Annotated in this window: 25 protein-coding genes; 18 read left to right on the top strand and 7 right to left on the bottom strand. The window is 68.3% G+C overall.

The annotated features are described in order from the left end of the window. Window positions 1-44 precede the first annotated feature (44 nt). From JRI60_RS29525 to JRI60_RS29510, 4 genes are all read left to right on the top strand, one after another. The gene (locus tag JRI60_RS29525; RefSeq protein WP_204219221.1) at window positions 45-3,521 is read left to right on the top strand and encodes a serine/threonine-protein kinase; all 3,477 of its coding nucleotides are present in this window, start codon (window positions 45-47) and stop codon (window positions 3,519-3,521) included. Between the two features lie 148 nt (window positions 3,522-3,669). After that, complete coding sequence (locus JRI60_RS29520) at window positions 3,670-4,755, top strand: tyrosinase family protein (RefSeq protein ID WP_204219220.1); 1,086 nt, start codon at window positions 3,670-3,672, stop codon at window positions 4,753-4,755. A gap of 14 nt (window positions 4,756-4,769) precedes the next feature. Then, window positions 4,770-5,798: a YHYH protein gene (locus tag JRI60_RS29515; RefSeq protein ID WP_204219219.1), complete on the top strand. Its 1,029-nt coding sequence runs from the start codon at window positions 4,770-4,772 to the stop codon at window positions 5,796-5,798. 110 nt (window positions 5,799-5,908) lie between these two features. Next, on the top strand, window positions 5,909-6,631 hold the full coding sequence (locus JRI60_RS29510; RefSeq protein WP_204219218.1) for an SH3 domain-containing protein: 723 nt from the start codon (window positions 5,909-5,911) through the stop codon (window positions 6,629-6,631). An 18-nt stretch (window positions 6,632-6,649) separates the two neighbouring features. Here JRI60_RS29510 and JRI60_RS29505 read toward each other — a convergent pair whose 3' ends face one another. Then, the gene (locus JRI60_RS29505) at window positions 6,650-8,059 is read right to left on the bottom strand and encodes a type VI secretion system contractile sheath domain-containing protein (protein ID WP_204219217.1); all 1,410 of its coding nucleotides are present in this window, start codon (window positions 8,057-8,059) and stop codon (window positions 6,650-6,652) included. 206 nt (window positions 8,060-8,265) lie between these two features. Here JRI60_RS29505 and JRI60_RS29500 point away from each other — a divergent pair, with 206 nt between their 5' ends. Continuing rightward, window positions 8,266-9,372: a LamG domain-containing protein gene (locus JRI60_RS29500; protein ID WP_204219216.1), complete on the top strand. Its 1,107-nt coding sequence runs from the start codon at window positions 8,266-8,268 to the stop codon at window positions 9,370-9,372. A 108-nt stretch (window positions 9,373-9,480) separates the two neighbouring features. Here the strand turns inward: JRI60_RS29500 and JRI60_RS29495 are convergent, their stop codons facing one another. After that, window positions 9,481-10,917, bottom strand: coding sequence for a carotenoid oxygenase family protein (locus tag JRI60_RS29495; protein WP_204219215.1), 1,437 nt, complete (start codon window positions 10,915-10,917; stop codon window positions 9,481-9,483). A 140-nt stretch (window positions 10,918-11,057) separates the two neighbouring features. On the opposite strand from JRI60_RS29495, the gene JRI60_RS29490 reads away from it, so the two are divergent. From JRI60_RS29490 to JRI60_RS29480, 3 genes are read left to right on the top strand one after another with little or no spacing between them, the layout of a single operon-like run. Then, on the top strand, window positions 11,058-11,705 hold the full coding sequence (locus JRI60_RS29490; RefSeq protein ID WP_204219214.1) for a TetR/AcrR family transcriptional regulator: 648 nt from the start codon (window positions 11,058-11,060) through the stop codon (window positions 11,703-11,705). A 32-nt stretch (window positions 11,706-11,737) separates the two neighbouring features. Next, window positions 11,738-13,072, top strand: a complete 1,335-nt coding sequence (locus JRI60_RS29485; RefSeq protein ID WP_204219213.1) for a P1 family peptidase — start codon at window positions 11,738-11,740, stop codon at window positions 13,070-13,072. Between the two features lie 40 nt (window positions 13,073-13,112). Next, the gene (locus JRI60_RS29480; protein ID WP_204219212.1) at window positions 13,113-13,223 is read left to right on the top strand and encodes an aminopeptidase; all 111 of its coding nucleotides are present in this window, start codon (window positions 13,113-13,115) and stop codon (window positions 13,221-13,223) included. A 48-nt stretch (window positions 13,224-13,271) separates the two neighbouring features. On the opposite strand, the gene JRI60_RS29475 is transcribed toward JRI60_RS29480, so the two are convergent. Continuing rightward, window positions 13,272-13,766: a hypothetical protein gene (locus JRI60_RS29475; protein WP_204219211.1), complete on the bottom strand. Its 495-nt coding sequence runs from the start codon at window positions 13,764-13,766 to the stop codon at window positions 13,272-13,274. A gap of 101 nt (window positions 13,767-13,867) precedes the next feature. Here JRI60_RS29475 and JRI60_RS29470 point away from each other — a divergent pair, with 101 nt between their 5' ends. Together JRI60_RS29470 and JRI60_RS29465 are read left to right on the top strand one after the other, a co-directional pair. Beyond that, on the top strand, window positions 13,868-15,013 hold the full coding sequence (locus tag JRI60_RS29470) for an AI-2E family transporter (RefSeq protein ID WP_204219210.1): 1,146 nt from the start codon (window positions 13,868-13,870) through the stop codon (window positions 15,011-15,013). Window positions 15,014-15,060: 47 nt separating this feature from the next. Then, entirely contained in the window at window positions 15,061-16,023 is a 963-nt protein-coding gene (locus JRI60_RS29465) for a hypothetical protein (protein WP_204219209.1), read from the top strand. Between the two features lie 12 nt (window positions 16,024-16,035). Here JRI60_RS29465 and JRI60_RS29460 read toward each other — a convergent pair whose 3' ends face one another. From JRI60_RS29460 to JRI60_RS29450, 3 genes are all read right to left on the bottom strand, one after another. Next, entirely contained in the window at window positions 16,036-16,794 is a 759-nt protein-coding gene (locus JRI60_RS29460) for a response regulator transcription factor (protein ID WP_204219208.1), read from the bottom strand. Then, window positions 16,791-18,071 carry a sensor histidine kinase gene (locus JRI60_RS29455; RefSeq protein WP_204219207.1) on the bottom strand — a complete coding sequence of 427 codons (1,281 nt, stop codon included), beginning with the start codon at window positions 18,069-18,071 and terminating at the stop codon, window positions 16,791-16,793. Before JRI60_RS29455 ends, JRI60_RS29460 begins: the two co-directional genes overlap by 4 nt. A 101-nt stretch (window positions 18,072-18,172) precedes the next feature. Then, window positions 18,173-18,577 carry a hypothetical protein gene (locus JRI60_RS29450; RefSeq protein WP_204219206.1) on the bottom strand — a complete coding sequence of 135 codons (405 nt, stop codon included), beginning with the start codon at window positions 18,575-18,577 and terminating at the stop codon, window positions 18,173-18,175. Between the two features lie 160 nt (window positions 18,578-18,737). On the opposite strand from JRI60_RS29450, the gene JRI60_RS29445 reads away from it, so the two are divergent. The 6 genes from JRI60_RS29445 (at window position 18,738) to JRI60_RS29420 (ending at window position 22,299) form a co-directional block, all read left to right on the top strand. After that, entirely contained in the window at window positions 18,738-19,010 is a 273-nt protein-coding gene (locus tag JRI60_RS29445; protein WP_204229142.1) for a ubiquitin-like small modifier protein 1, read from the top strand. Window positions 19,011-19,019: 9 nt separating this feature from the next. Next, entirely contained in the window at window positions 19,020-19,481 is a 462-nt protein-coding gene (locus JRI60_RS29440) for a Mov34/MPN/PAD-1 family protein (RefSeq protein ID WP_204219205.1), read from the top strand. 166 nt (window positions 19,482-19,647) lie between these two features. After that, window positions 19,648-20,388 (top strand): adenylyl-sulfate kinase, encoded by a 741-nt coding sequence (gene cysC, locus JRI60_RS29435; RefSeq protein WP_204219204.1) that lies wholly within the window; start codon window positions 19,648-19,650, stop codon window positions 20,386-20,388. A 106-nt stretch (window positions 20,389-20,494) separates the two neighbouring features. After that, window positions 20,495-21,379: an ATP-dependent sacrificial sulfur transferase LarE gene (gene larE / locus JRI60_RS29430; protein WP_204219203.1), complete on the top strand. Its 885-nt coding sequence runs from the start codon at window positions 20,495-20,497 to the stop codon at window positions 21,377-21,379. A gap of 165 nt (window positions 21,380-21,544) precedes the next feature. Beyond that, window positions 21,545-22,015: a hypothetical protein gene (locus JRI60_RS29425; RefSeq protein ID WP_204219202.1), complete on the top strand. Its 471-nt coding sequence runs from the start codon at window positions 21,545-21,547 to the stop codon at window positions 22,013-22,015. A 119-nt stretch (window positions 22,016-22,134) separates the two neighbouring features. Next, window positions 22,135-22,299, top strand: a complete 165-nt coding sequence (locus JRI60_RS29420; protein WP_073562486.1) for a ribbon-helix-helix domain-containing protein — start codon at window positions 22,135-22,137, stop codon at window positions 22,297-22,299. Here the strand turns inward: JRI60_RS29420 and JRI60_RS29415 are convergent. Continuing rightward, complete coding sequence (locus JRI60_RS29415) at window positions 22,296-23,153, bottom strand: tRNA pseudouridine synthase A (RefSeq protein ID WP_204219201.1); 858 nt, start codon at window positions 23,151-23,153, stop codon at window positions 22,296-22,298. The two genes, JRI60_RS29420 and JRI60_RS29415, sit on opposite strands and share 4 nt — an antisense overlap. 65 nt (window positions 23,154-23,218) lie before the next feature. On the opposite strand from JRI60_RS29415, the gene JRI60_RS29410 reads away from it, so the two are divergent. Next, window positions 23,219-24,163, top strand: coding sequence for an AgmX/PglI C-terminal domain-containing protein (locus JRI60_RS29410; protein ID WP_204219200.1), 945 nt, complete (start codon window positions 23,219-23,221; stop codon window positions 24,161-24,163). 68 nt (window positions 24,164-24,231) lie between these two features. Further along, window positions 24,232-24,864 carry a hypothetical protein gene (locus tag JRI60_RS29405; RefSeq protein WP_204219199.1) on the top strand — a complete coding sequence of 211 codons (633 nt, stop codon included), beginning with the start codon at window positions 24,232-24,234 and terminating at the stop codon, window positions 24,862-24,864. Window positions 24,865-24,960: the final 96 nt, after the last annotated feature.

The following is a 24,960-nucleotide window of genomic DNA, read 5'->3' as shown; positions in this document are numbered from 1 at the left end:
CCGAGAGGGTAGAGACCACGGAAGTCAGCGCGCGGGATTCACTGGTGGGTCGCCGCTACCAGCTCCTGGACGTCGTCGGCCGCGGAGGCATGGGCACCGTGTACCGGGCGTTGGATCGGCTGGGCGGCTCCGTTGCCCTCAAACGGCTGCACCGCTCCCTGGCGGATCTGGAGCAGGGGACCTCGGAAGATGAGACCACGGCCACCATCTCGCGTGAGCTGGCTCGGGACCTGGCCGCTGAGTTCGAGGCGCTCACCTCGTTGCGCCATCCTCACGTCGTGCACGTGCTGGACTACGGGTTCGACGAGGAGCTGCGGCCCTACCTCACCATGGAGCTGCTGGTGGGGGCGAAGACCTTGGTGGAGGCGGGGCGGGGTCAGCCGCTCCTGGCGCGGCTCGAGCTGCTGGTGCAACTGCTGCGGGCGCTCGCGTACATGCACCGCCGGGGCTTCATCCACCGGGACCTGAAATCGGCCAACGTGCTGGTGGTGGACGGGCAGGTGAAGGTGCTGGACTTCGGTCTGGCCCTGGCGCGCGAGCGAGAAGGTGAGCAGCGAGGGGGCGCGGCGGGCACGCCGGGGTTCATGGCACCCGAGCTCTTCCAGGGCGAGCCGGCCTCGGAGGCCTCGGACCTGTACAGCGTGGGAGTGATGGCTCAGCGCTTGCTGCCGGGGGCCAGGGAATCGGAGCCGCGTCTGGGGGCGATCCTCCAGCGGCTGATGGCGGTGGACCGGCGCGAGCGCTACCAGCGCGCCGAGGAGGTGCTGAGGGACCTGCGGGAGATGACCGGTCAGCGGGTGCAGCTCGAGACCTCGGCCACGCGTGAGAGCTACCTGCGGGCGGCACGCTTCGTGGGCAGGGCGCGCGAGCGCCAGCTGCTGGAGCAGGCGCTGCAGCGGTCGTTGGCCGGCCAGGGCGAGGCGTGGTTGGTGGGTGGGGAGAGCGGGGTGGGCAAGTCGCGGCTGGTGGAGGAGTTGCGCACGCTGGCGATGGTGCGAGGGGCCGTGGTGCTGAGTGGCCAGGCCGTCAGCAGTGGAGGCAGCCCGTATGAGGATTTCCGGCCGGTGCTGCCCTGGTTGGCGCTGCTGACCGACCCGAGCGACTTCGAGGCCAGCGTGCTCGAGCCCCTGGTGCCGAACATGGAGGCGCTGCTGCGGCGGCAGGTGCCCAAAGCGCTGGAGGTCTCCGGTGACATCGCCCAGGAGCGCCTGATGAGCGTGGTGGAGGCGCTCTTCGAGCGGATCGGCCAGCCGACCCTGTTGATCCTCGAGGACCAGCAGTGGGGAAGGGCCGAGTCCAAGCGGCTGCTGGCGCGGCTGTCGGCGCGTGCGAGCTCGCTGCCGTTGCTGGTGGTGGCCACGTACCGCGAAGACGAGAGTCCCGGGCTCCCCCAGGAGCTGCCAGACATGCGGGTGTTGAGCGTGCCGCGGCTCGAGGAGGAGGAGATGGCGCGCCTGAGCGAGTCGATGATCGGCGAGGCGGGCCGCGCGCCCCAGGTGCTGGAGCTGCTGCGGCGGGAGACGGAGGGCAATCCCTTCTTCCTGGTGGAGGTGGTGCGCGCGCTGGCGGAGGAAGCGGGACAACTGGATCGGATCGGTGCCGCGCCACTGCCGGAGCGGGTCTTCGCCGGAGGCGTGCGGCAGATCATCCAGCGGCGGTTGGACAAGGTGCCGGCGTCGGCGCGCGAGCTGCTGCGGCTCGCGGCGGTGGTGGGCCGCCACCTGGACCTGGAGGTGCTGAAGGCCAGCGAGCCCGAGGTGGACCTGGAGCGGTGGTTGGAGGACTGCGCGAGCGCCGCGGTGCTGGACTTCGCGGATGGGCGGTGGAGGTTCGCCCACGACAAGCTGCGCGAGGGCACACTGGCCAGCCTGCCGGGAGAGAAGGCGCGAGAGCTGCACCGCCGGGCCGCGCGCTCCATCGAGGCCGCGCACCCCCACGCGGCCGAGTGGCTGGCGGCGCTCGCCTACCACTGGAGCCAGGCGGGTGACACGGAGCGGGAGGCCCATTACGCGGAGCGGGCGGGAGAGCAGGCCATGTCCGTCTATGCCTGCCATGCGGCCCTCCCTTACTTCCAGCGGGCCCTGGAGATCGCCCGGGCGAGCGCCGCGCGGGCGCGCCACATCGGCCACCTGGAGGGGCGGTTGGCGGAGGCCTCCTATCTCATCGGCGACATGGCCTCCTGCGTCACGTATACCGGGCAGGCCCTGAAGAACCTGGGCTGGCCGCTGCCCGGGAGCCCCATGGGCTGGAGACTGAGCCTCGCACGTGAGCTGCTCGTGCGGCTCGCGCAGGCGGCCACGCCCGAGTCCTTCGAGGAGCAATCGCCCGAGCGCCGCGAGTCGCGGATCGAGGCCGGGCACCTGACGACGAGACTCAACGAGATCTACTTCTTCCGGCCGGATGCCCTGCGCGCGCTCTGGTCGACGCTCCGGCTGGTCAACCTGCTGGAGCCCGCGGGTCCTTCGCCGGACCTGGCGCGTGCCTACATCATCATGGCGACGATCCTGAACGCCCTCCCCTTCCCGCGGTCGATGGTGGACGACTGGTGCGAGCGCGCCGTGCGCACGGCCAGTCGAGTGGGAAGTACGGACAGCGCGATCTACGTGCTGGTGCGCCGTGTGGTCTGTGGCATCAGTCAGGCCCGCTGGAGGGAGGCGGAGGACTGGGCGGAACAGGCCCGCGGGCTCGCCAGCACCGCCAGGGATTTCCGCCAGTTCGAGCAGGGCTGCAGCATGCTGGTGAACGCGCTCTACTACCAGGGAGGTTTCCGCCGGGGGGTCGAGCTCTCGCACGAGCTCGAGCTCTCCGCACGGAAGCGCAATGCCGTGCAGACCTTGTATTGGGGACCGATGCTGCGGGCGCGCTGTCTCGTTCGTCTGGGCCGTACCGAGGAAGTCCTCCGCGAGCTGGAGCAGGTGCTGCCCTGGTTCGAGTCCCATGCGAGCGCCACGGAAAGAATCCTGCTCTACGGCCCGATGGCCCTGGCGCTGCTGCATGGCGGGCAGCGGGAGCGCGCGCTCGCGCTGGCGGGCAGGGGTCTGGCGCTGATCAAGGGCACGAAGCCGGTGAACTGCCTCCTCCTCGGTGGGGTACGCATGGTGACCGAGGTGTACCTGTCGGAGTGGGAGCAGGTGATGGGCGGCCGGGCCACTGGAGCAGGGGAGTTGGAGCGGGCGGCGCGGGAGGCCTGCAAGCTCCTGCGGGCCTACACCCGGGCCTTCGTGTTCGCACAGCCGGTCTCCCTGCTCTGTGACGGGCAGGAGGCCTGGCTCTCGGGGCGGAGCGAGGTGGCGCTGCGTACCTGGCGGCGCTGCGCCGAGCGCGCCGTGGAATTGGCGATGCCCTACGAGGAAGGAAGGGCCCGGCTCGAGCTGGGGCGGCATCTGGCCCTGGATGCTCCGGAGCGCGAGGCCCATCTCTCGCGCGCCAGGGAGATCTTCCAACGGCTCGAGGCCGCCGTCGATCTGGCGCGCGTCGAGGCCGAGCTGGCCCGGGCCGGCGGCCCCCGCGTCTCGAACTGACGCACGTGTGCGGCCGGTGACGCAGCCTCGCGAGGGGGGCTGCGCTCCTCCAGCGCCTCATCCCTCTCGACTCGTGTGTGGGGCCTTGCTGGCACGTTGATTGCTCATGCCCCTGCTCGCAACCCCTGGCGAGACAAGGTCCACACGCATGAAAGACAATGGCATCCTCCCTCTCTCGTTCCTGGCTTCTCCCATCCGCCGAGCCCTGTTGCTGCTGGGCTCTCTGCTCGTGGCCGGAGCCCTGGCGGGATGCTCGGAGCCCGTCCGGCAGCGCAAGAACGTCAAGGATCTCACCCCCCAGGAGAAGCAGGATTACGTCGACGCGGTGCTGAAGCTGAAGTCCACGCCCTCTCCCTATGACAGCCAGTTGAGCTGGTATGATCAGTTCGTCACCTTCCACAAGCAGGTCTACCATTACAGGCGCAAGGACAAGCAGAATGAGGACAAGGAATACCAGGTCGGCCACCTGAGCCCCAGTTTCCTGCCCTGGCACCGGAAGTTCCTGCTCATGTACGAGCAGGCGTTGCGCGAGGTGAGTGGTAAGGACATCTCCCTGCCTTATTGGGATTGGACCGACGAAGCCAGCACCCATGCCGTCTTCTCCGAGGACTTCATGGGACGTGGCGGTGATACGAAGGAGGGTCACGCCGTGCTTCAGGGCCCCTTCCGCAAGGGCGTCTGGGAGGTCAAGGTGTTCTCGATGGATGAAAAGACCAAGGAGGAGCTCAAGATTCCCTACCTGGTCCGCAGCACCCTCGAGATGCATGACGCGCCCATGCTGCCCACCACCGCGGACATGGATGCGTGCCTGAAGGTGAGCGCCTATGACGAGGCTCCCTGGGATGACAAGGCCGACAGCAGCAGGAGCTTCCGCAGTTGCCTGGAGGGCTGGGGCCACTCATCGCCCGATCACATGCACAATGCCGCACACATCTGGGTGGGTGGCATCTACGACAGTGGGCCGATCCCCATGGGCAGCATGGCGGCCCTGGATACGTCTCCCAATGACCCGGCCTTCTTCCTCCACCATGCCAACGTGGACCGCCTCTGGGCCCTGTGGGAGCAGCGCCACGGCAACTCCTATGTCCCCAACGGCGAGGGCAATCCAGGCTGGAACCCCGAGGACTCCTTGTACCCCTTCGATGAGCACCCGGACGACTCGCGGGTGAAGATGTCTGGCAATACCGTGGGCGACATGATCGACCTTTCCAGGCTGGACTACGAGTACCGCTAACCAGGTGAGCAGCCATGCTGGAACTGACCATCAAGAAGCTTCAGCTCGAGTTCGCGGCGGTTGTTCTCGCACTGCCGCTCGTGTGCTGCGCCGGCAGCAGCTTGGGGGCCGGCGGTGCGGAACACATTTCCGCCGACACGAAGGTCGAGAAATTCACCGACATCACGAACCAGAAGCTCCAGAAGCGCAGTGCCAACTGCACGGAGTATGTCGGCACCTACGTCTCCTCGGCGAAGGATGTGAGGCGAGGCGCCCGGTTCAAGGGCTCGCTGACCATCGCCGAGGCCCAATATAAGTGTGTGTTCGAGACCAACAGCATCCCCAATCATAACTTCAATGATGGAAACCAGGAGTTCGCCAATCAGGTGAAGAAGGTAACCGAGGTCTTCGAGATCACCACCAGGCCGAGAGTGGAGCCCAGGAACACGCCTCTGAGCATCAACTATGACAACGGCATCTTGCTGAATGGAGTCAAGCTCGACCTCCTGGCCGCCGCTTGTTACTGCGTCGGAGACGAGCCTCTCGGCGAGGAGAAGATCGGCTGTTTGTCGATGGACCGGCCGTGGCGTTACGATCCCATGTCTCCCATCAACCAATTCGGGGCCGATGAACACAACGCGCACGCGCAACCCGACGGCGCTTATCACTACCACGGCAACCCCCATGCCCTCTTCAACGAAGAGCCCGATGAGGTCACGGAGGAATCCCCGGTGATCGGCTTCGCGGCCGACGGCTTCCCCATCTACGGGCCGTACATCAAGGACGGTGGGGAGATCCGTGAGGTTCGTTCGAGCTATCGCCTCAAGGAGGGGAAGCGGAAACACCTTCAGAACGAAGCCTGCTTTCCCGGCGGAGACTACGACGGTCGCTTCCGCGATGATTGGGAGTACGACGAGGACTCCGGCGACCTCGACGAGTGCAACGGGATGGACCGCAACGGGAAGTATGGCTACTACGTCACCAACACCTACCCGTGGGTGATGGCCTGCTTCAGGGGCATCCCCGATGGCTCATTCAGGAAGATGGAATTGCACGCACACTGAACAAGAAGATCGGTGTGTCGCGCGGTCCTCGGTGCGAAGATGCCCGTCCTTTTCATCCGGCCCGGGAGCGCCGTGAGACCGCGGTGTCCGGGCCATCGCGAGGTCTCTTCTTGAAGACGACAGTGCCTGCCCTGGCCGTGTCCACGTTCCTGTTGCTCGCCGTGCCCCCTGCTCACGCCGATGAGCCGGTGATGTCCACCTCGGCCGACCTGGATGGTGATGGCAAGCCGGAGGCCATCTCCATCCAGTGGAAGGAGGGCGACCGCCAGTTCGTCCTCAAGGTCGGCGGCGCCACCCTCCGTGGCAAGGCCGAGGACACCGAGGTGCACGGCGTGACCGTCATCGACATCGATGGTGGCGACAAGTGGAAGGAGGTCTCCGTCCACACGGGCCTCACCGAGAGCGACGCCAGCAGCACCGTCTACGGCTTCGATGGCAAGGCGTTGAAGGAGCTGGGCCGCGTCCGTGCCCTCTCCGAGGTGCGCGGCAACGGAATCGTCCTCTCCGACTCGTGGATGGGCTTCTGGAACCGCCGCGAGAAGTACACCCTGGACCGCAAGGCGTGGAAGCTCAACCTCGTTCCCCAGGAGCTCTACTACGTGGGGGCCGAGGCCTCCGTGAAGCAGTCCTTCCCGATCGTCCGCAGCCGGACCGATAGCGCTCCCGTCGCCAACCTGGCCCAGGGCTCGAAGATCCAGGTGCTCGCCGCCCCGCCCATCGGCCCCAAGGACAAGGAGCCCTGGTATCTCGTGAAGTCCTCCACCGGGCTGCTCGGATGGGCCCGCCAGAGGGACCTCTCCGACAAGACCGACGGCCTGCCCTGGGCCGGGTGAGCGCTCCCTCCCTGGCGCTCACCCGCGCAGCGGCAGGGTGAACTCGAGCTGCACCTGCGTGCCCGCGAGCTCGGGTTTCAGCGAGGCGTACACGTGCACGCCTCGCTCGCCGTTCCCGGTGGCCACCACCCGCCCCTGGAGCTGGCACGTCCTTCCCGAGCCGGCGGAGAGGAACAGCTCGGCGGCTCGGGAGAAGAGGGTGGACACCGCGTCCTGGCTGGCTCCGGTGGGAATCCGCTCGGCCAGCTCCTGCGCGAGGCGGACGACGCGCCCCGTGAGGAGCTGCGCGGGGAGAATCGTCGCATCGCGACCGCCGTACACGGTCGGCGCCGCCGTCAGCAGCACCGAATTCGAGTCCCACCAGCCACTCACGCCCACCAGTCCCCGCGCCGCCAGCCGCTCCTGTTCTCGCAGGGAGAGGCCCACCTCCGTTGCCACGGTCGAGCCCCCCTGGGGCCGCCACACCGAAGGGGCTCGCGTCGCACTGCCCGGCCCCACGAGGCGCGCGAAGGTCCGTGTGTCCCGGAAGCTGGCCGACATCAGGGCCGCCACGGCGAGTGCCGGGCTGGTGAAGCACTCGCGGTGCACCTCCCCTTGCTGCTCGGCCATCATCACCACGGGGTTCAGGGCGGCGCACAGCCAGCGCGAGGTCTCGTCGGCGCGCAGCCGGGCCCATGCTTCCGGAGGGAGGTCGTCCTTCACGGCCACCACCATGGGCACCCAGGCTTCCTCTCCCAGGGCCGCGAGCTGGTGCAGGGTGTTCACGTCATCGCTCGCATCGAGGATGAAGCAGGCATCGGGGCGCTGGATGGGCGGGACGTCGAGGCATCGCGAGAGGGCTTCCACGAGCTGGTGGGGCTCGATGTCGAGCACCTCGATGTCCATGCCCGCCGAGGCGGGGCAGTGCGTCCACAACCAGTGCAGTCCTCGCCAGGCGGACTCCAGCCGTGCCACCCGGGGATGCCCCAGGATGTCTCGCGCGGTGGCGAAGAGGGCCTCCTCGATGGCGGCGAGCGCGGCGCGGCGGGCCCCCTGGGGTGAGCTCGCGCCACGGAGGGCGCCGGCCACCGCCGAGGCCAGCCGACCCTCACCCAGGACGGACTGGAGGCGGGTGGCGTCCTGGGCATCGAGGGTCCTCGCGCCAGAGAGGGCGTCCAGGGCGTTGCGCAGGGCGCGCAGATCGGGAACGGCGTCGATGACCGCGGAGAGCTGGAAGGCGCTCAGCCCGTCGAAGGAGAGCTCATAGGCGTTCGCGTCGCCGGAGCCGAGGCGATCCTGGACGGTGACGGACAGCCCTCGCGCGGTGCGCCCGAGGTACTCGGAAAAGGTGTCCTCGGTGAGGAGGAAACGGCGGCCCGAGGGCGAGGTGCCGAAGGCCCCGGCGACGAGCCAGCGCACTCGTGTGCCTGGCGGAGGGTTCGTGTTCATGTGACCTTCGTCGGGCTTCGGGGTGGAGCGTCGCGGACCAGCGCCAGCCGAGCGTACAGGGTTCAGGCCGCCGGCACCCAGGGGCGCTGCAAGGCTGCCCGCCCGGTTGAGGTGGCTCGATACGTCCCGTCCATCCGTCACGTGCTCTTCCGGCCCTGTCCACCTTCGTTGAAGGGGACACATCCAGGGTCTCCCAGGAGGCACGCATGGGTCGGAGTTTCGCCATCACCACGTCCACTCCATCAGTCCAACTGGATGGAGCGGCTCGGGGTGAGATCTCCTTCACGGTCACCAATTCCATCGGCCGGCCGGTTCGGGCCCGGGTGCTGATCGAGCCCGAGGGGGCCGCGCGCAAGGAGTGGCTGACGCTCGTGGGAGAGCCCGAGCGCGACCTCCCCTCGGATGGCACCCTCCAATACACCGTCCAGGTGGCCGTCCCCCCTGGCACTCCCGATGGCACCTATTCCTTCCATCCGTCCGTCGTGAACGTGGAGCACCCCGACGAGGAGTTCTCCCTCGGACCCGCGGTGGCCATCCAGGTCTCACGCCCCGTCGAGCCGGTTCGCGGCAAGCGCTTCCCCTGGTGGGCCGTCGCCCTGGCCGCGGGCATCCTCTTCATCACCCTGACCGTTGCCCTCGTCGCCCGCGCTCATCGCGACCCGGGCACCGGGGGCTCGGGAGATGCCGGGTTCCTGCACTTCGATGGAACGGCTTCCTACATCGACCTGGGCAACCCACGCTCCCTGAACATCGAGGGCCCCATCACCCTCGAGGCCTGGATCCGGCCCCTCGCCCTGGACGGTCTGCGCGACATCGTCGCCCATGGGTACATCCTCAGCCCCCCGCGCGAGATCTTCTTCCGCATCGTGAATGGGACGTACCAGGTGGGTTCCTGGGATGGAGGGGATCATTCCGCCGTTGCCCGTGTCCCCAGCTCGGACGTGGGACAGTGGATCCACCTGGCTGGCGTCTACGATGGCGCGCAGTGGCTCCTCTATCGCAATGGCGAGTTGTTGGTTTCCACTCCCCAACCGCCCGATGTCGTCCACTCCTTCTCCGCCCCCTGGGCCATTGGCGCCAGAGGCGGCGGCGGAGAGCGTTTCTTTCAGGGCGACATGCGGGACGTGCTCATCTGGAACGTCCCTCGTTCCCAGGAGGAGATCCGCTCGGATATGCAGCGCGCCCCGAAGAAGGACGCTCCGGGCCTCGTGGGTTATTGGCCCCTCGATGACGGCCAGGGCTCCATTGCTCGGGATATGTCTCCCCATCAGCACCACGGTGTTCTGCGTGAAGCGGCGTGGGACTCTCGGTGACGGAGGAGGGTGCTCTCGGGGCAACCCTTGGGGCGGATACCCTCACCCCGTCCCTCTCCCAGAGGGAGAGGGGAGGGGTTGTTGGTGGGGTTTACTTCTTGATGGGGTTTACTTCCTTGGCATGAAGCCGCCGTGGAAGGTGACCGGGAAGGCGTGATCGAACCACGCCCTCGCCAGCGGCTCCGCTCCCGGGTTCCTCGCGTCCAGCACCACCACGTTCGTCTGGTCGCTCGGTGCGTCGTACACCTGTGCCAGGACGTAGCCGTCGTCCTCCTCCGTGGCTCCCGCTCTCGGCACGAATACCGGCTCCGTGGGGTACTGCGCGTCTCCCAGCCCGAAGCGCTCCTCCCGCCCCGTCGTCATGTCCACCTTCACCACCGTGTCGAACAGCCCTCGCTCCGACTCCGGCCCCGAGTGCACTCCCAGGTAGATGTAGCGGTGCTCCCGTGTCTGCACCCGCGGCGCCACCCGGGGGAACTCGGAGGACAGGGTCGAGCGCTCCTCGCTGCGGAAGGTGCGTGCCTTCAGGTCCACCGTCGCCCGGTGCAGCCGGCCCCGTGCGTTCGTCGACGGCACTCCGTGCGCCAGCTCGCGCAGCCACGCGTTCGTGCCGAAGTCCGGGTAGCGCACGTAGTCCACCACCAGGCTCCCGTCCTCCCGCTCGTACGCGTTGGCGAAGTGCCACGTGTAGAGCGGCTCCGTCTCGATGCGCACCGGGTTCGCCACGTCGTCGATAGGGATGACCAGCACCTGCGTCCCCAACTCCGGCCGCCACTCCAGGTTCTCCGAATAGGCCCCCATCCCCAGCAGCATCCGGAAGACGTTCAGCCGCAGCGGCGTCACGAAGAAGATCAGGTGCCGCTCGGTGGCGATGTAGTCGTGGATCATCGTCGGCCCGGGCAGGGGCACCTGGCCCAGGTGGCGCGCCGCCCCTCCGTCTGGCAGCTCGTACAGCTCCAGCGTGGTGACGCGGCCGTACTTCATGCCGAAGTTGTACGTCGCCTCGCGCCCCGGCACCCGGTGCGGGTGCGCGGAGAAGGTTCCCTCGATGACCCCCAGGTTCGTCTCGCCCAGGGTGTGCAGATCCTCGGGGGACAGCTCCGTGGGCACATCCCCCTCGTACAGCGCGAAGATCCGCCCGTTCCACCCCATCACCGAGGTGTTCGCCGCGTTCCTCTTCTTCCCGCCGTGCCTCAGCTTCCGCCACAGAGGGACCGCCGTGCCGTAGCTGCTGCTGATGATCCTTCCCGCCTCGCGCTCGGCCCTCATGCTCGGAGTGTCGATCCGCCGTGCCGCCCCTTGAGCGCCGCTGCCGTCGAAGCGCACCGCCAGGATGCCGCCGTCCCCGTCGAACCAGTGCTTGTAGCGCTCCTCTCCCACGCCGAAGCTCACCGGCCCCACCCGCATCAGCGTGCCCCGCAGATCCTCCGGCAGCTTGCCCTCCACCCGGAGCGGCTGGAAGCCATGGTCCTTCGTGAAGTCACGGAAGGCTCCACGCCAGCCCGGCTGCCCGGGAGGGGAAAGCTTCATCGCCGTGCTCGTCATCTCGTGTCTCCTCCGATTCGGGCGCCCTGATGGCCACCGTTCATGATGACGTTGTAAACATTGAAGTTTCCGGCGTCAACATTCAGAGTAGGCAGTGACTACATCTTGCACGGTGACGCCCGTTGAGCGAGGAGGAAGGCATGGCCACCCGAGGCACCCGGAAGAAGACGGCGGACAAGCCACGCTACCACCATGGCGACTTGAGGCGGGCCCTGCTGGATGCCTCGCTGGCGCTCATCTCCGAGGAGGGCTTCGGGGCCCTGTCGCTCCGGGAGGTGGCCCGGCGGGCGGGGGTGACGCACGCGGCGCCGTACCGGCACTTCCCGGACAAGGAGGCGCTGCTGGCGGCCGTGGCCGAGGAGGGCTTCCGCGCCATGACGGCCCGGATGAAGGAGCGCATGGTTCGCGAGACGACACCCGACGGACGGCTGCTCGCCTGCGGCGTGGCCTATGTCCTCTTCGCCATGGAGCATCCCGCGCACTTCCGGGTGATGTTCGGGCCGCACTTCTCCCATCCACCGGACCTGGGCGAGGCGGGCGGGGACACCGATTCCTTCGGGCTGCTGGTGGGCTCCCTCGCCGAGGCGCAGAGGGCGGGCATGGTGCGCGAGGGAGACACCCAGCCGCTCGCGCTGTCGTGCTGGTCGATGGTGCACGGGCTGGCGTCACTGCTGGTGGACGGGCTGTTGGCGCGCTCGGGTATCACCACCGTGGCCCAGGCCGAGGCACTGGCCGAGCAGACCGTGCGTGTGTTGTTGCACGGGCTGGCGCGCTCAACGAGCGATTGACGGAGGGTGCGCCTCGGCTAGGTTGCATGCCCATGGCCAACCCACCCGAGACGGAGTCCACCGAGAAGCGCGTGCGAGCCCGGGAGCTGGGCATCCCGCTCGGCCGCTTCAAGACCGGCCGGCACAACGCCATCACCGACGTGGAGGGGGTGCTCGTCGGGCACAGCACCATCATCCGGGGCGAGGGGCCGTTGCGGCCCGGTCACGGGCCCGTGCGCACGGGCGTCACCGCCATCCTCCCCAACCGGGGCAACATCTTCATGGAGCGCATGAACGGGGGGGGCTTCGTGCTCAACGGGGCCGGCGAGGTCTCCGGCATGACGCAGCTCATGGAGTGGGGGCTCGTCGAGACGCCCATCCTCCTCACCAACACCATGTCCGTGGGCGCGGTGGCCGATGGCATGGCCCGCCACATGGTGGAGCGCTACCCGGGCATCGGGGACGAGCACGACGTCATCATCCCCATCGTCGGCGAGTGCGACGACAGCTACCTCAACGACATCGCCGGCCGGCACGTGCGCGCCGAGCACGTCTACGAGGCCATCCGCAACGCCTCGGAGGGCCCGGTACCCGAGGGCAACGTGGGCGGCGGCACCGGCATGGTGACGTGCGACTTCAAGGGCGGCATCGGCACCGCCTCGCGCAAGCTGCCCGAGGCCCTCGGCGGCTACACCCTGGGCGTGCTGGTGATGTCCAACTTCGGCAAGATGCACAACCTGCGCGTGGGCGGCCTGCCCGTGGGCGAGGTGCTCGCCGAGAAGTTCAAGGACACGCCCCGGCGCGGGCAGACGTACGGCTCCATCATCGCCGTGGTGGCCACGGACGCCCCTCTGCTCAGCCATCAGATCAACCGCCTGTGCAAGCGCGTGGCGCTGGGCATCGGCCGGGTGGGCAGCTACGCGGCGCACGGCTCGGGGGAGATCGTCGTGGGCTTCTCCACCGCCAACATCATCCCCCGGCGCACCCAGAAGATGGTCTACAAGCTGAAGATCCTCCTGGATCAGCGCCTGGATCCCCTCTACGAGGCGGTGATGGAGGCCACCGAGGAGGCCATCCTCAACTCCATGTGCATGGCCACCTCCATGAAGGGGGTGAACGACAACTTCGTCCCGGCGCTGCCGCTGGACGAGGTGCGGCGCTTCGTGCAGGCCTGCCGGCCCATCTTCGCCTCGGTGAAGAAGCGCCCCCAGCAGACGAGCGCTCCCGTGGCCCGCGAGAAGCCGGCGGATGTGGACAAGGAGGGAGAGGTTCGGGCCGGCGCGGTGTTGCCCACCGAAGTCAGAGGGGCGGAGGGCATCCCGTTCCCTACACGTCCGGCCCCGGACGACATCGAGGACTCCTCTTCCGGGGGAAGTTCTGGTAGTTAGGCCCCCTTTTCGTTCCTACCTCCATCCAGGAGACACCTACATGGCCCGTAGCAAGAGCAAGCACCGTCGCGTTCAGCACAAGATCCGTCAGAAGTGGAAGCGCCAGGAGAAGCGCAAGGCCGCCAAGGCCGCCGAGGGCGAGAAGAAGTAGTCCGCCCCGGTCTCGCCGGCCCCGCTCCACGCGAGCACGCCCGCCTGCCTACTGGCGGGTCGCCGTGAAGGAGCGGGTCACCGAGCACCGCCGGGTCCCCCCGGCCGAGCTGCTCGCGAAGTTCCCCTGCCAGTCGCCCTCCAGTCGGGGCACCCCTCCATCACCCACCGCTGGGATGTAGCGACCGGTGAGGCTCGACGACTCGGGCCCGACCGTGCCGCCGTCCGTCGGTTCCGCGCCGCCTCCCACCAGGCCGAAGTCGTACGTATCGTAGAGCGTGCCGCGCAGCGTCACGCCGTCCAGCGTGGCGGTGATGTCTCCACCCCGACGCGTCACCTCCAGGGGCCCCTCGGGCAGCTCCACCGTCACTCCGTTGCAGCTCGAAGGAAGCGTCCCCGGCTCGAGCTCCAGGGCATAGAGACCCTCCATGGGAGGACATTGGAGGCAACCCCGCGACGTACCGCCACATCCAGCGGAGGCCAGCAGCGCGGCTCCCGTGAACGAGAGGACGAAGGTGGGGAACCAGAAGCGTCCAGAAGTCATGGATCGACTACCTCGGGGTGGAGCCCGGGCTTCCCGCAGTGAAGCGACGTTCCTACGTTCTGTCGCGTCCTGGGCGGGTTGCGTGGGTGAGGGGTGGGGGCGTGACGGGTTTAGACACCAAGCGGTGGTCCAATCTTATCTTCGCCGGGTTGTTCGGCCTGGCGTTGATTCTCTTCTCGAGAATTCTTCTTCCGTTCCTGATGCCGGTGCTGCTGGGCGGCTTCCTCGTCGTCCTGTTCCTGCCCCTTCAGGACATCCTGTTCCGCACCCGGTTGAGAAACTACCCGTCGGTGTGCGCGGGCCTGTCCACCGTGGCGATCTTCCTGCTCATCCTCGCGCCGCTGGCGGTGGTGGGGTGGCTGGTGGCTCGCGAGGTGCTGGGGCTGATGGAGCACACGCAGGACGTGCTGGACCGGATGGACCTGCGGCAGCTGGCCGCGAACCTGAACCTGCCGCGCGGGCTGCGGCGCTACGTGCCGGCGACCCCGCAGACGGAGCAGGCGCTGGCGGGGGCCATGGCCAGCGGGGCCTCGGTGCTCAGTGATCTGCTGGGGGCTGGCACGGCGCTGGTCATCGATCTGTTCCTGATGACGGTGGCCATGTACTACTTCTTCCTGGATGGCCGCCGCCTGTGGGCCGAGGCCACGCAGCTCATCCCGCTCGACAGGCGCTACACCCAGGCGTTCGCGCAGGAGTTCACCGACGTGGCGCACGCCATCATCTATGGCAACACCATCACCGCGCTGGTGCAGGGGGCGCTGGGGGTGGTGGGGCTGATGCTGGCGAGGGTGCCGCACGCGGGCGTGTGGGGCGCGGCGATGGTGCTGGTGGCGATGGTGCCGGTGGGAGGCACGGCGCTCGTCTGGGGACCCATCGGCGCGGTGCTGGTGCTGATGGGCCGGGTGAACGAGGGTGTCTTCCTGCTGGCCTGGGGTGCCTTCGTGGTGGGCAGCATCGACAACGTCATCCGGCCGAGGCTGTGTGGCTCGCGCATGACGCTGCACCCGCTGCTCGTCTTCCTGTCCATGTTCGGAGGGCTGGCGGTGTTCGGGATGATGGGGCTGCTGGTGGGGCCGCTCATCGCGTCGCTCTTCATGGCCATGGTGCGCATCTACCGGCGCGACTTCCTGAAGGTGCCGCCGGTGTCCCAGCCGGTGGTGGTGACCGAGTCCGCGTCCATGGTGTCGCCGGTGGTGGTGGCGCCGCAGGCGGTGACGGCGTCCGGGCCCACGGTGGTCGAGGGTTGATGACCGTGGACAATCGCCCGCGCGGTGGGTGAGGCTGCCCGGCATTCATGAAGGCCTCCGGACGCTGGATGTGTCTCGCGGTGCTCTCCTCGACAGTCGCGCTCGCCGGGGAGGAGGCGCCAGGTAGCGGGGAGCCGGCTCCCGCCGCGGCTTCCCAGGAAGCGCCCGGGGCCCGGTTGCCCCCGAGGCTGAGGGTGTTCCTCGGGGCGGCGGGGACGTGGCGCAACTACTGCGCGCGGCCGGGGGTGTCCTCGTGCGCCGTGTACGACGCGCGGCCCGCGGATCAGCGGATTGGCGACGACACCGTGGACTTCGACTCGACGGTGCCCTACGTGGGGATCGTCGCGGAGGCGGAGGTGTTCCCCCTGGCGCACTGGCCGTCGCTGCTGCGCGGGGTGGGGCTCACGCTGGCGTACCAGCGGAGCTTCGCGAAGACGACGGTGCAGGTGTCGACGCCCGTGGGCTCCACGCCCGAGCGCGAGGTGTTCGCGACGGACACGACCTACGGGGCCATGCTCGCGTACCGCTACTTCTTCGACCTGGGGACGACGGGAACGCCGCTGTGGGGCTACGCGGGCATCCGGCTGGGGGCGCTCGGCCGGGAGTTCGACGCGGAGAATTCAGTGGAGAGCCCGCTGCCGGTGGTGCACCGCTTCTACCCGGCGGTGGGGGTGGATGTGTCGGTGCCGCTGATGAGCGCGGTGCGCATCCAGGGGGCGGGCCAGCTCTTCCTGAGGCCCAACCCCGGGCGGGCACTGGGTGGTGAAGAGGACGGCTCGCGGCTCGCGGAGGTGCTCGACTACGGCGAGTCGGTGTCGAGCATCGGCTGGGCGGCGGAGCTGGGCGTGGCGGGCGACCTCTGGGGCCCGCTCGGCTACTCCGCGCGCTTCCGGCTGGAGCACTACGTGGACCGCTTCTCGGGAGCGGGCACTCGGCGCGGTTGGTCCGAGGGAGGCCTGGCCCAGGACACCTACTCCAGCATCCTCGCGGGCGTCACGGCCTCCTGGTGACGCCCCGGTGCGTCACACCGAGATGAGGCCCTTGCGGATGCCCTCCGTGACGGCCTCCACGCGGTTGGTGACCTCGAGCTTGCGGTAGATGTGCTCCAGGTGGGTGCGGATGGTGGCCTTGGACAGATCGAGCAGCTTGGCCGCCTCGCTGTTGGACACGCCCTTGGCGATGAGCTGGAGGATCTCCGTCTCGCGATCCGACAGGGGCTTGAGCAGGGGCTCGCCGGAGCCGTCGGGGGTGGGCGCGGGAGGCGTCTCGGGCGGGGCGGCGACGGCGGGAGCCGGGGCGGCGGGGGCGGTGGGAACGGGGCCCGCGTCGGGCTCCACGCGGAAGTGGCGCAGCAGCCGGCGCGCGAGGTTGGGCTGGATGACGGTGCCACCGGCGCGTACTTCCTTGATGGCCTCGATGATCTTGTCCGCGGGCGTGCCCTTGAGCAGGTAGCCCGAGGCCCCGGCCTTCACCGCCTCGAGGACTTTGTCCTCCTCGTCGAAGATGGTGAAGATGAGGATTTCGACGTGGGGCCACTGCGCCTTGACGTGGCGGGTGACGTCGATGCCGCTCATGCGCGGCAGGCCGAGGTCCAGGAGCATCACGTCCGGAAGGGCCTTGGCGACCTCCTCGAGCGCGGCCTCGCCGGACAGGGCGGTGCCGATGATCTCGATGTCGTGGTGGCTCTCGAGCAGCTTGAGCTGGTTCTTGAGGATCTTCGTCTGGTCCTCGACGACGAAGACGCGGATGGGAGGGGAGGACGCGATCGCTTCTTCGGTCATGGGAGGGAGGGGAGGGAGAAGGACACCCGGGTACCAGCCCCCGGTGCCGAGTCCACGATGAGGTTGCCGCCGAGCTTCATGGCCCGCTCGCGCATGTTGAGCAAGCCGTAGTGACCGCGAGGCGTCCGCCCCGGATCGAATCCCTTGCCGTCGTCGCGGACGGAGAGGTGCACCTGCTCCAGGTCGTAGTCGAGCTTCACGTCCACGCGCTTGGGCTGGGCGTGCTTGACGGCGTTGGAGAGGCACTCCTGGAGGATGCGGAAGAGGGCGAGCTGCGCGTCCGGCGACAGCTTGCGCACGAGGCCGCCGCGCTCGAAGCGGATGTCCAGCTGGGTGCGCTGGCTGAACGTCTTCACGTAGTCCTCGAGCCCCTGCGTCAGCTCGAAGTCCTCGCGCATCATCTGCAGGTTGCGGCGCAGCTCCTCGATGGACTCCTCGGCGGTGGTCTTGAGCTCCTGGATCTCCGAGCGCAGGGAGTCCTCGCGGGCCATGCCGAGGATGTACTCGGTCTGGATGATCATCGAGGAGAGCGAGGCGCCCAGGCCGTCATGGATTTCGCGGGCCAGCCGGTTGCGCTCCTCCACCACGGCCAGCTCCTTGAGATCGCCCTGGAGCTCCACCACCTCGCGGTGGGCGGCGGCCTCGCGCTCGTTCAGGTACACGAGCACGTAGACGATGATGAAGTTGAGTCCCGAGTACCACAGGAGGGTGAGCACCTCGACGGCGGTGACGTCCCGGTTGAGGAGCAGATCCAGGCGCGTGGTGACGGGCAGCGCCAGCATGGGCGGGAGGATCGCCAGCGGCTTGGGGTAGAGGATGGCGAAGAGGGCGGTGAAGAGCAGCTGTGTGGCGAGCAGCGGGCTCTGCAGACCGCCGCCGACCTGGGGCTTGGCGATGAGCACCACCATGATGACCAGGTCGAGGCAGAGGGTGATGTACGTCACCCAGCGGCCGGCCCTGGGGTGGTCGATGACCAGGAAGTTCGCGACGCTGTAGAGCAGCATCGTGAAGTAGCCCACGAAGGCGAAGGTGCTCTGGAGGCCGAAGTAGAAGGACCAGGTGGGCACCGCGAGGATGAGCAGGCCCAGGGTGAGGAACATGAGCCGCGCGTAGAAGAGGGCGCGGGCCCGGGCCACGAAGCGATCCTGCTCCCACGAGGCCGCGGCCTGCTCGGCGGAGACGCTGTCCGACAGCTTGCGCCGCTCCAGCACCGCGCGCACGCGGGCGCGCCGGTGCGAGTCGGCTTTGTCTTCTTCGAGGACGAGCGCGGGTTCCATCAGGCCGGCAAGCTTAAGGGACCTGCCGGGTTTTCGGGAATCCTGTCACTCCGGAAGACGCCTGCTCCCCTGGTTCGAAGGGGCGGGCACGGAGGAGGGGACTACTGCGCGTCCTTGGCGGCGCAGGCCTTGCGGGCCTCGGGCTGGCGCGCGAAGACGTACTCGAGACGGTCCTTCGTCTCGCCGGTGGCCTCGTTGAAGAGCGGGGTGCCGCCCGCGTACATGGTGCCCTCGGGGTGGCCGTAGCGATCCATCTTGTGCGCCTGGAGCCAGCGGTCCACGCAGGCCTCCACCGTGGCCCGTTCGCCGTCCTGGGCCTGGGTGCCCTCGGTGGGGGTCGCGCCGGAGAGGGCGGCTCCGGCCGAGGCGGTCTCGCCGGCGTCACCGGATTGACCGCCATCGCGGTAGGAGGGGTTGTCCACCGCGCCGTCGGGGTTCTCCCCGGTCTTCTTGGGGCAGCCGGTGACGAGCAGGGCGAGGGTGAGGAAGGCGAGCGCGTGTCTCATGGGTCCTCGGGGAAGGAGTGGGCTCCGTAACGGGTGCGCTTCTGTGTGAGTGGGGACGGAGCGGGGCGGGAAGATATTCGTTCGGTTCCGGGTCGGGCAGCTTTTCGCCATGGAGGAGCGGGTTGACGGCGTGCGGTGGCTCGGCGAGGGTCGGCGGGACATGGCCACGGTTCGCATTCCCACGTCGCTGCGGAGCTTCACGGGCAACAAGGGCGAGGTCCGCGTCGCGGGCGCCACGGTGGGCGAGGTGCTGCACAACCTGGAGAAGGCGCACCCGGGCATCGGCGCGCGGGTGCTCGACGACAAGGGCGCGGTGCGGCGCTACGTGAACGTGTTCCTCAACGACGAGGACATCCGTTTCCTGGGCGAGCTGTCCACGCCCGTGGCGGAGGGAGACCGCCTCACCCTCATCCCGGCCATCGCGGGAGGGTAGCGCCGCCCGATGGTTCCCTCGCTGCCGGAAGATCTCTCGGACGTCGTCCGGCACCTGGAGGCCTCCTATCCCCGGGAAGGCTGTGGGGTGCTGTTGCGAGCGGGGGAGGGTGGACCCTGGCGCGTCCGCCCCCTGCGCAACGCGTGCGACGAGCTCCACACCTCCCGGACCGCCTACGCGTTCGAGCCCCGCGAGTGGCTCGGCGTCCTCCTGGAGGCGGAGGCCCGCGGTGAGCACGTGGCCTGTGTGTTCCACTCACATGTGGACGCAGGTGCGTATTTCTCCGACGAAGACCGACGCCAGGCGGCGCCGGACGGACAGCCGCTGATCCCCGGGGTGACGTACCTCGTCATCGCTGTGCATGCGGGGTGTGCCAGGGACGCGCGAATTTTCTGGTGGGAGTGCGGAGAGTTCCAGGATCGTCGGGTTTCGCTGGACTCGATAGGTCGCCAACCTGAGGGAATCCCTTGAGAAGGCGGGCACTTGGCCGCCTGACCCCCCTACCTGCGGAAAGGTGGGTGCGAATTGTCAAAGGCTGTGGGTTTCGTCTATAACGCCCGCGACTTTTGATCTGCCGCGCTCTTTGGGGGGCACGGAGGAAACACCCCCCTGTAGGCGCAGGGAGTTTGGGACCCGTATGGCGCAGACGATTGGTTTTACCGTTTGGCTGACCGGCATGTCCGGGACCGGCAAGAGTACGATGGCTGAATACATCGCGGCCCGGCTCCGGCAGGTCGATCGCAATGTGGAGATTCTCGACGAGAACGAGGTCGGGGAATCTCTGTGGCAGGGCATTGGAGACAGCAAGGACGAGCGCATCATGACCGTCCGCCGGCTGGGGTACGTGGCCGGACTGCTCACGCGCAACAACGTGGCGGTGCTGGTTCCGTGCGTGAGCCCGTACAAGGCGGGGCGCGAGGAGAACCGCCGTGCGATCGGCCGGTACATCGAGGTGTACGTGGACTGCCCGACCGAGAAGCTCATCGAGCGGGACTCCACGGGCCGCTACAAGAAGGCGCTGAGTGGGGAGATCCCCAACTTCATCGGCATCACCGAGCCGTACGAGCCGCCGGCGTCGGCCGAGGTGGTGATCCACTCGAACGTGGAGAGCGTCGAGGACGGGGCGATGAAGATCTTCCAGTCGCTGCTGGACCTCGGGTACGTGACGGTGGACGAGCTGAAGATCATCACGGGCAAGAAGATGAAGGCGCAGCCGCCGACGAAGAAGCAGGTGTCGCGCGCGCCGACGAAGACGCCGGTGGTGGCGGCGACGAAGGCGGCGGGCAAGGGCGCCAAGGCGCGTCCCGCGGCCCGAGCGGCGCGGGTGGCGAAGCCGGCGGCCAAGAAGGCGGCCGCTCCCAAGCGCAAGGCTCGCTAGCCGGGCATCCATTCCTCCTCGATGGGGAGGGGTGTGAGACAACGAGCTCGAGGACCCCCAGGTTGCACGGGCAGCCCGGGGGTTCTTCGTTTATAGAGGTGCCCTCATGCTGACCCCCGAGCGGATCCAGGCCCTGTGTGACTCCTCCCGTCCCAAGTTGGACGCGATGCGTGCGGCGTTGCGCGCGCACGGTTCGGCGCTGGTGGCGTTCTCGGGAGGGGTGGACTCGACGTTCGTCCTGAAGATCGCGGTGGAGGAGCTGGGAGAGAAGGCGCTGGCGCTGACGGCGCTGTCGGCGTCGGTGGCGCCCGAGGAGGAGCGGGAGGCGAGGGAGCTGGCGGCGAAGATGGGAGCGCGGCACGTGGTGGTGTCGAGCGACGAGCTGTCCAACCCGCAGTACGCGGCCAACCCGACGAACCGCTGCTACTTCTGCAAGACGGAGCTGTACGACCTCTGCGAGGTGAAGAGGAAGGAGCTGGGGCTGGCGGTGGTGGTGGACGGCTTCAACGCGGACGACTTCAAGGATCACCGGCCGGGGCACAAGGCGGCGAAGGAGCACGAGGTGCGCTCGCCGCTGGCGTTGGCGGGGCTGACGAAGGAGGAGATCCGGGCGTGGAGCCAGGTGTTGGGGCTGCCGACGTGGGACAAGCCGCAGATGGCGTGCCTGGCGTCGCGAATCCCGTACGGGACGTCTGTGACGAGGGAGCGCCTCTTCCAGATCGCCGGGGCGGAGTCGGAGCTGCGCAAGAGGGGATTCAGGCAGTTCCGGGTGCGATACCACCAGGAGATCGCGCGAATCGAGCTCTCGGCGGAGGAGTACGAGCGCTTCCTATCGGCGGAGGTGAGGCGGGAGGTGGACGGGGCGCTGAAGGCGCTGGGGTTCAAGTTCGTGGCGTTGGATCTGGAACCCTTCCGTTCGGGGCGGATGAACGAGGCGGCGGGGATCCAGCGACCTGGGGCGGACACGCACCCATTACCGGTGGTCAGCTGATCCAAACCTGATCCTCCAGGCTGATCCTGGAATGATCCTCCCTCTCCCTTCGGGAGAGGGTCGGGGTGAGGGTATCTCGGCCCCCGGGTTCCTCCTGTGTAAGCCCCCTCTCCCTCTGGGAGAGGGCTGGGGTGAGGGTCATCCGTCCCACCTCACCGGGTTCCCATGAACCAACTCCCCCTGCTGCTCCTGCTGACCACCTTCTCCGCGCAGGCGCGGAATCCAGCGCTCCTCCTCGGCCCCGTCCTGACGTACACGGAGGGCTTCGACTCAGAGCAACTGAGGCGAGGCCTGTCGGGGCACGTGGAGATCGGTGGCAGCCTCCCGGTGGGCTACGAGGACAACGAGCTCTTCCTGCTGGCCCGAGCAGGCGCGGGAGCACCGGGCTTCAGCCTCGGAGCGCACGGAGGCTTCCGGAGCGTCTTCACGCTGGAGGAGTGGCAGACCTACACGGATCTCGGAGTGATGGTGCACGCGAGGCCCCATTTCTGGATAGGCCCCCGAGTAGGCGTGGGTGTGAGGCGAGCGCTGACCGAGACCCTCTCCATTTACGGAGGAGCGGGAGCGCAGCTGGGATTTGGATCCGGGCTCCGATTCGACATAGAGGTGTCGAGCGGTCTGCGCTGGAGTCTCTGATCCGGATCCGATCCCCGGGTGATCCAATCCTGATCCCAGGTGATCCAAGAGGTGGAGTGGATTTCTTGCGATCCGATGCGTCTGTGAGACCTTGTGTGCACCTGTAGGAGACAACGCACATGGACATGAATCCTCGCCTCACCTCGGTGGTGTTCCGTCTCAACCGCGAGAAGCTCGATGCGCTCAAGGAGCTGTCGCGGTCGACGAGGATCCGCCAGAGCGAGTACCTCCGGGAGGCGATCTCGGACCTGCTGACGAAGTACGAGGATCGGCTGGTCGACTAGGCGGCCTCGGATCCGGCTTCCGCGGGGAAGGAGAAGGGAGGCCCCAGGGGGAGACCCGGGGGGCGGGCCCGCTCCTCGGCGGGGAAGGGATCCACCTTGGAAGGGTAGTGCACCTCCCAGAGGACGAGCCCCTTGGCGGGGGCCTTGAGGCCGGGGATGGGGGTGCTCGAGTCGAGAGCGGAGCGGTAGAGCTCCTCGGAGAGGGCGCCCGCGGCGGTGAGGATCGCGGAGCCCACGAGGTAGCGCACCTGGTAGCGGCCGAAGCCATCACCGCGCAGGCGGGCCTCGAAGAGACCGTTGCCCAGCTCGTGCAGGGTGGCGGACGTGAGGGTGCGCGGCTTGCGCAGGCTGGAGTGCTCGTGGAAGGCGTAGAAGTCGCGGCAGCCCACCGCGGCGCCGAGCAGCTCCGCCACGCGCTCGGGAGCGAGGGCCAGCCCCTCCAAGCGGGGCTCGGCGGAGGGCTCCATGACGAAGGGCTGCCAGGCCTCCGACGCACGCCCCCCGAGCTGGATGCGGTAGCGGTACTCCTTGCCGGCGGCGCTCCACTGGGCGTGGAAGCCGTCGGGAGGGCGCCGGGCGACACAGAGGCCGAGATCCGGCGGGGCATGAGGCGGGAGCCGCTCGGCGAGCATCTCCGAGGTGTAGCAGGGAGGCAGGCGGACGCTGACGACCTGCATGCGAGCGTGGACGCCGCGGTCGGTGCGGCCGGCGGGCATGACGGGGTAGGGGACACCGGCCTTGCGGAGGGCGTCCTCGAGGGCCTCCTGGACGGTGAGGCCGTCCGGCTGGCGCTGGAAACCAATGAAGGGGGTACCTCGGTACCAGATCCACAGGGCGGCGGGGGTTCTCTTCACGGAGCGTAGGGTGTGGTGTGAGGGGCGTTGTGGAGGCCCGTGGGGCCTGGGATACTTCCCGGCCCATGTCGGCCGCACAAGATCTGCATGACCTCGAGCGGATACAGCTCGATTCCCAGTGGCTCTATCGTCAGGGAGACCTCGTCCTTGGCCCCCTGTCCGGCCACCAGGTGGTGGAGAAGTTGTACACGGGGGAGCTGACGGGGAAAACGGAGGTCTCCGCCTCGGGCCCGAGCGGCTTCCGCAAGCTCGAGGAGCTGGACGCCTTCCAGCTGCACGTGTCGAAGGCGGCGGTGAAGCTGAAGGTGGAGGCGGAGGCGAGGGCCGCGCACGCCCGGCGCAGGAGCCAGCGGCTCATGGTGGGCGGCGTGGCGGCGCTGGTGCTGAGTGGACTGGGCCTGGGGGCGTGGCACATCTCGCGCTACGCGTCCGTGTACCTGCCGGGCGTCGATCGCGAGCTCGACATCAAGGTGGATCCGCCTGTCATCACCGTGGCGAAGCGCTCCGTGCCCGAGGAGCTGTTCGAGTACCCCGGCGAGCCGAAGCGGCCGCCGGTCGCCAACAAGCCCCCCGAGAGCAAGCCGCTCGATACGCCGACGGAGAAGCCCGGGAAGCCGGAGAAGGTGGCGTCGGCCTCGCCGCTGCCGAAGCCGGGCCGCACGCCGGGGGGACGCCCGACGGGCAAGGTCACCACGGACGCGGACGGGCTGTCGACCGAGGTCAACTACGACATGGCCTCCATCAACCGGGTGGTGAAGCAGTACCAGTCGTCGCTCTTCCGCTGCTTCAAGGAGGAGGCCGAGCGCCGTCCGGGCTTCTCCGCCAAGGTCCCGCTCGAGTTCACCATCGGCAACGACGGCCACGTGGCCCAGCTGTGGGTGGACCACCCGCAGCTCAAGAAGGGCCCGCTCTTCGACTGCCTCTTCGGGGAATTGAAGAAGTGGCCCTTCAAGCCCTACCCGGGGGAGCGAGCCACGGTGAACCTCGCGTTCACCATCGGTAAGAAGTAGGAGGACGTGGCCAGGAGGCAGCGGGCCGCTTTTTTGCCCCCCCGGTTTTCCTGATGGATACGGGGAGCATGCTGACCGCAGCTGAAGCCGATATCGAGAAGAAGGCCGCGTCCGTGCCCCCGGGCACCTTCCGCCACACCGTGCTGGTGGCGGCCAAGCGCTTCAAGTCCACCTGGGCCGAGCTGGGCAAGCTGCTCGTGCAGGTGCGGGACGAGAACCTCTGGGAGCCGTGGGGCTACGCCTCCTTCGAGGCGTACTGCCTCAAGGAGCTGCACATCAAGAAGCAGACGGCCCTGAAGCTCACGCGCTCGTTCAGCTTCCTGGCCCGCAACGAGCCCGCCGAGGAGGTGTCCCAGCCGGACTTCCCCCAGAAGGCGCCGCCCTTCGAGGTCATCGAGGTCCTGGCGGACGCGGAGGAGCGCGGGCAGCTGTCGCCCCAGGAGTACCGTTCACTGCGAGACAGTATCTGGAACGCGGAGAAGCCGCCCAACGAGCTGAAGAAGGAGTTCGTGGAGCGCTTCCCGAAGCCGCCCCCCGAGCCCCCCCCGGAGAGCTTCCAGGTGAGGAAGCTGGCGCAGATGGCCCGGAAGCTGGCCGCCGAGGTGTCCGGGTGTCGCCGGGTACCCCAGGCCATCGCTGAGCGGGCGAGCGCCCTGGCCGAGGACCTGGAGGAGATCGCTTCGGGCGTGAATGACGCCTGATCGGGTGTTACTGAACGCTGACCCCGTCCGGCGGTACACAGCCCGCCGGACGACATATCCGAGATGGGCTTCCTGCGCGTGCAGCCGGAGCCTATA

This window comes from Archangium violaceum (assembly GCF_016887565.1).
Lineage (GTDB): Bacteria > Myxococcota > Myxococcia > Myxococcales > Myxococcaceae > Archangium > Archangium violaceum_B.
Note: the sequence above shows the minus strand (reverse complement) of the source record. Positions and strands in the feature narration are given on the sequence as shown.

What these genes read in the sequence shown, in the direction of transcription:
- JRI60_RS29420 (WP_073562486.1), top strand. Translation starts at nt 22,135, where the DNA reads ATGGACATGAATCCTCGCCTCACCTCGGTGGTGTTCCGTCTCAACCGC.
- JRI60_RS29425 (WP_204219202.1), top strand. Translation starts at nt 21,545, where the DNA reads ATGAACCAACTCCCCCTGCTGCTCCTGCTGACCACCTTCTCCGCGCAG.
- JRI60_RS29485 (WP_204219213.1), top strand. Translation starts at nt 11,738, where the DNA reads ATGGCCAACCCACCCGAGACGGAGTCCACCGAGAAGCGCGTGCGAGCC.
- JRI60_RS29490 (WP_204219214.1), top strand. Translation starts at nt 11,058, where the DNA reads ATGGCCACCCGAGGCACCCGGAAGAAGACGGCGGACAAGCCACGCTAC.
- JRI60_RS29515 (WP_204219219.1), top strand. Translation starts at nt 4,770, where the DNA reads ATGCTGGAACTGACCATCAAGAAGCTTCAGCTCGAGTTCGCGGCGGTT.
- JRI60_RS29440 (WP_204219205.1), top strand. Translation starts at nt 19,020, where the DNA reads ATGGTTCCCTCGCTGCCGGAAGATCTCTCGGACGTCGTCCGGCACCTG.
- JRI60_RS29405 (WP_204219199.1), top strand. Translation starts at nt 24,232, where the DNA reads ATGCTGACCGCAGCTGAAGCCGATATCGAGAAGAAGGCCGCGTCCGTG.
- JRI60_RS29500 (WP_204219216.1), top strand. Translation starts at nt 8,266, where the DNA reads ATGGGTCGGAGTTTCGCCATCACCACGTCCACTCCATCAGTCCAACTG.
- larE (WP_204219203.1), top strand. Translation starts at nt 20,495, where the DNA reads ATGCTGACCCCCGAGCGGATCCAGGCCCTGTGTGACTCCTCCCGTCCC.
- JRI60_RS29495 (WP_204219215.1), bottom strand. Translation starts at nt 10,917, where the DNA reads ATGACGAGCACGGCGATGAAGCTTTCCCCTCCCGGGCAGCCGGGCTGG.
- JRI60_RS29465 (WP_204219209.1), top strand. Translation starts at nt 15,061, where the DNA reads ATGAAGGCCTCCGGACGCTGGATGTGTCTCGCGGTGCTCTCCTCGACA.
- JRI60_RS29460 (WP_204219208.1), bottom strand. Translation starts at nt 16,794, where the DNA reads ATGACCGAAGAAGCGATCGCGTCCTCCCCTCCCATCCGCGTCTTCGTC.
- JRI60_RS29475 (WP_204219211.1), bottom strand. Translation starts at nt 13,766, where the DNA reads ATGACTTCTGGACGCTTCTGGTTCCCCACCTTCGTCCTCTCGTTCACG.
- JRI60_RS29520 (WP_204219220.1), top strand. Translation starts at nt 3,670, where the DNA reads ATGAAAGACAATGGCATCCTCCCTCTCTCGTTCCTGGCTTCTCCCATC.
- JRI60_RS29480 (WP_204219212.1), top strand. Translation starts at nt 13,113, where the DNA reads ATGGCCCGTAGCAAGAGCAAGCACCGTCGCGTTCAGCACAAGATCCGT.
- JRI60_RS29450 (WP_204219206.1), bottom strand. Translation starts at nt 18,577, where the DNA reads ATGAGACACGCGCTCGCCTTCCTCACCCTCGCCCTGCTCGTCACCGGC.
- JRI60_RS29455 (WP_204219207.1), bottom strand. Translation starts at nt 18,071, where the DNA reads ATGGAACCCGCGCTCGTCCTCGAAGAAGACAAAGCCGACTCGCACCGG.
- JRI60_RS29410 (WP_204219200.1), top strand. Translation starts at nt 23,219, where the DNA reads ATGTCGGCCGCACAAGATCTGCATGACCTCGAGCGGATACAGCTCGAT.
- cysC (WP_204219204.1), top strand. Translation starts at nt 19,648, where the DNA reads ATGGCGCAGACGATTGGTTTTACCGTTTGGCTGACCGGCATGTCCGGG.
- JRI60_RS29445 (WP_204229142.1), top strand. Translation starts at nt 18,738, where the DNA reads ATGGCCACGGTTCGCATTCCCACGTCGCTGCGGAGCTTCACGGGCAAC.
- JRI60_RS29505 (WP_204219217.1), bottom strand. Translation starts at nt 8,059, where the DNA reads ATGAACACGAACCCTCCGCCAGGCACACGAGTGCGCTGGCTCGTCGCC.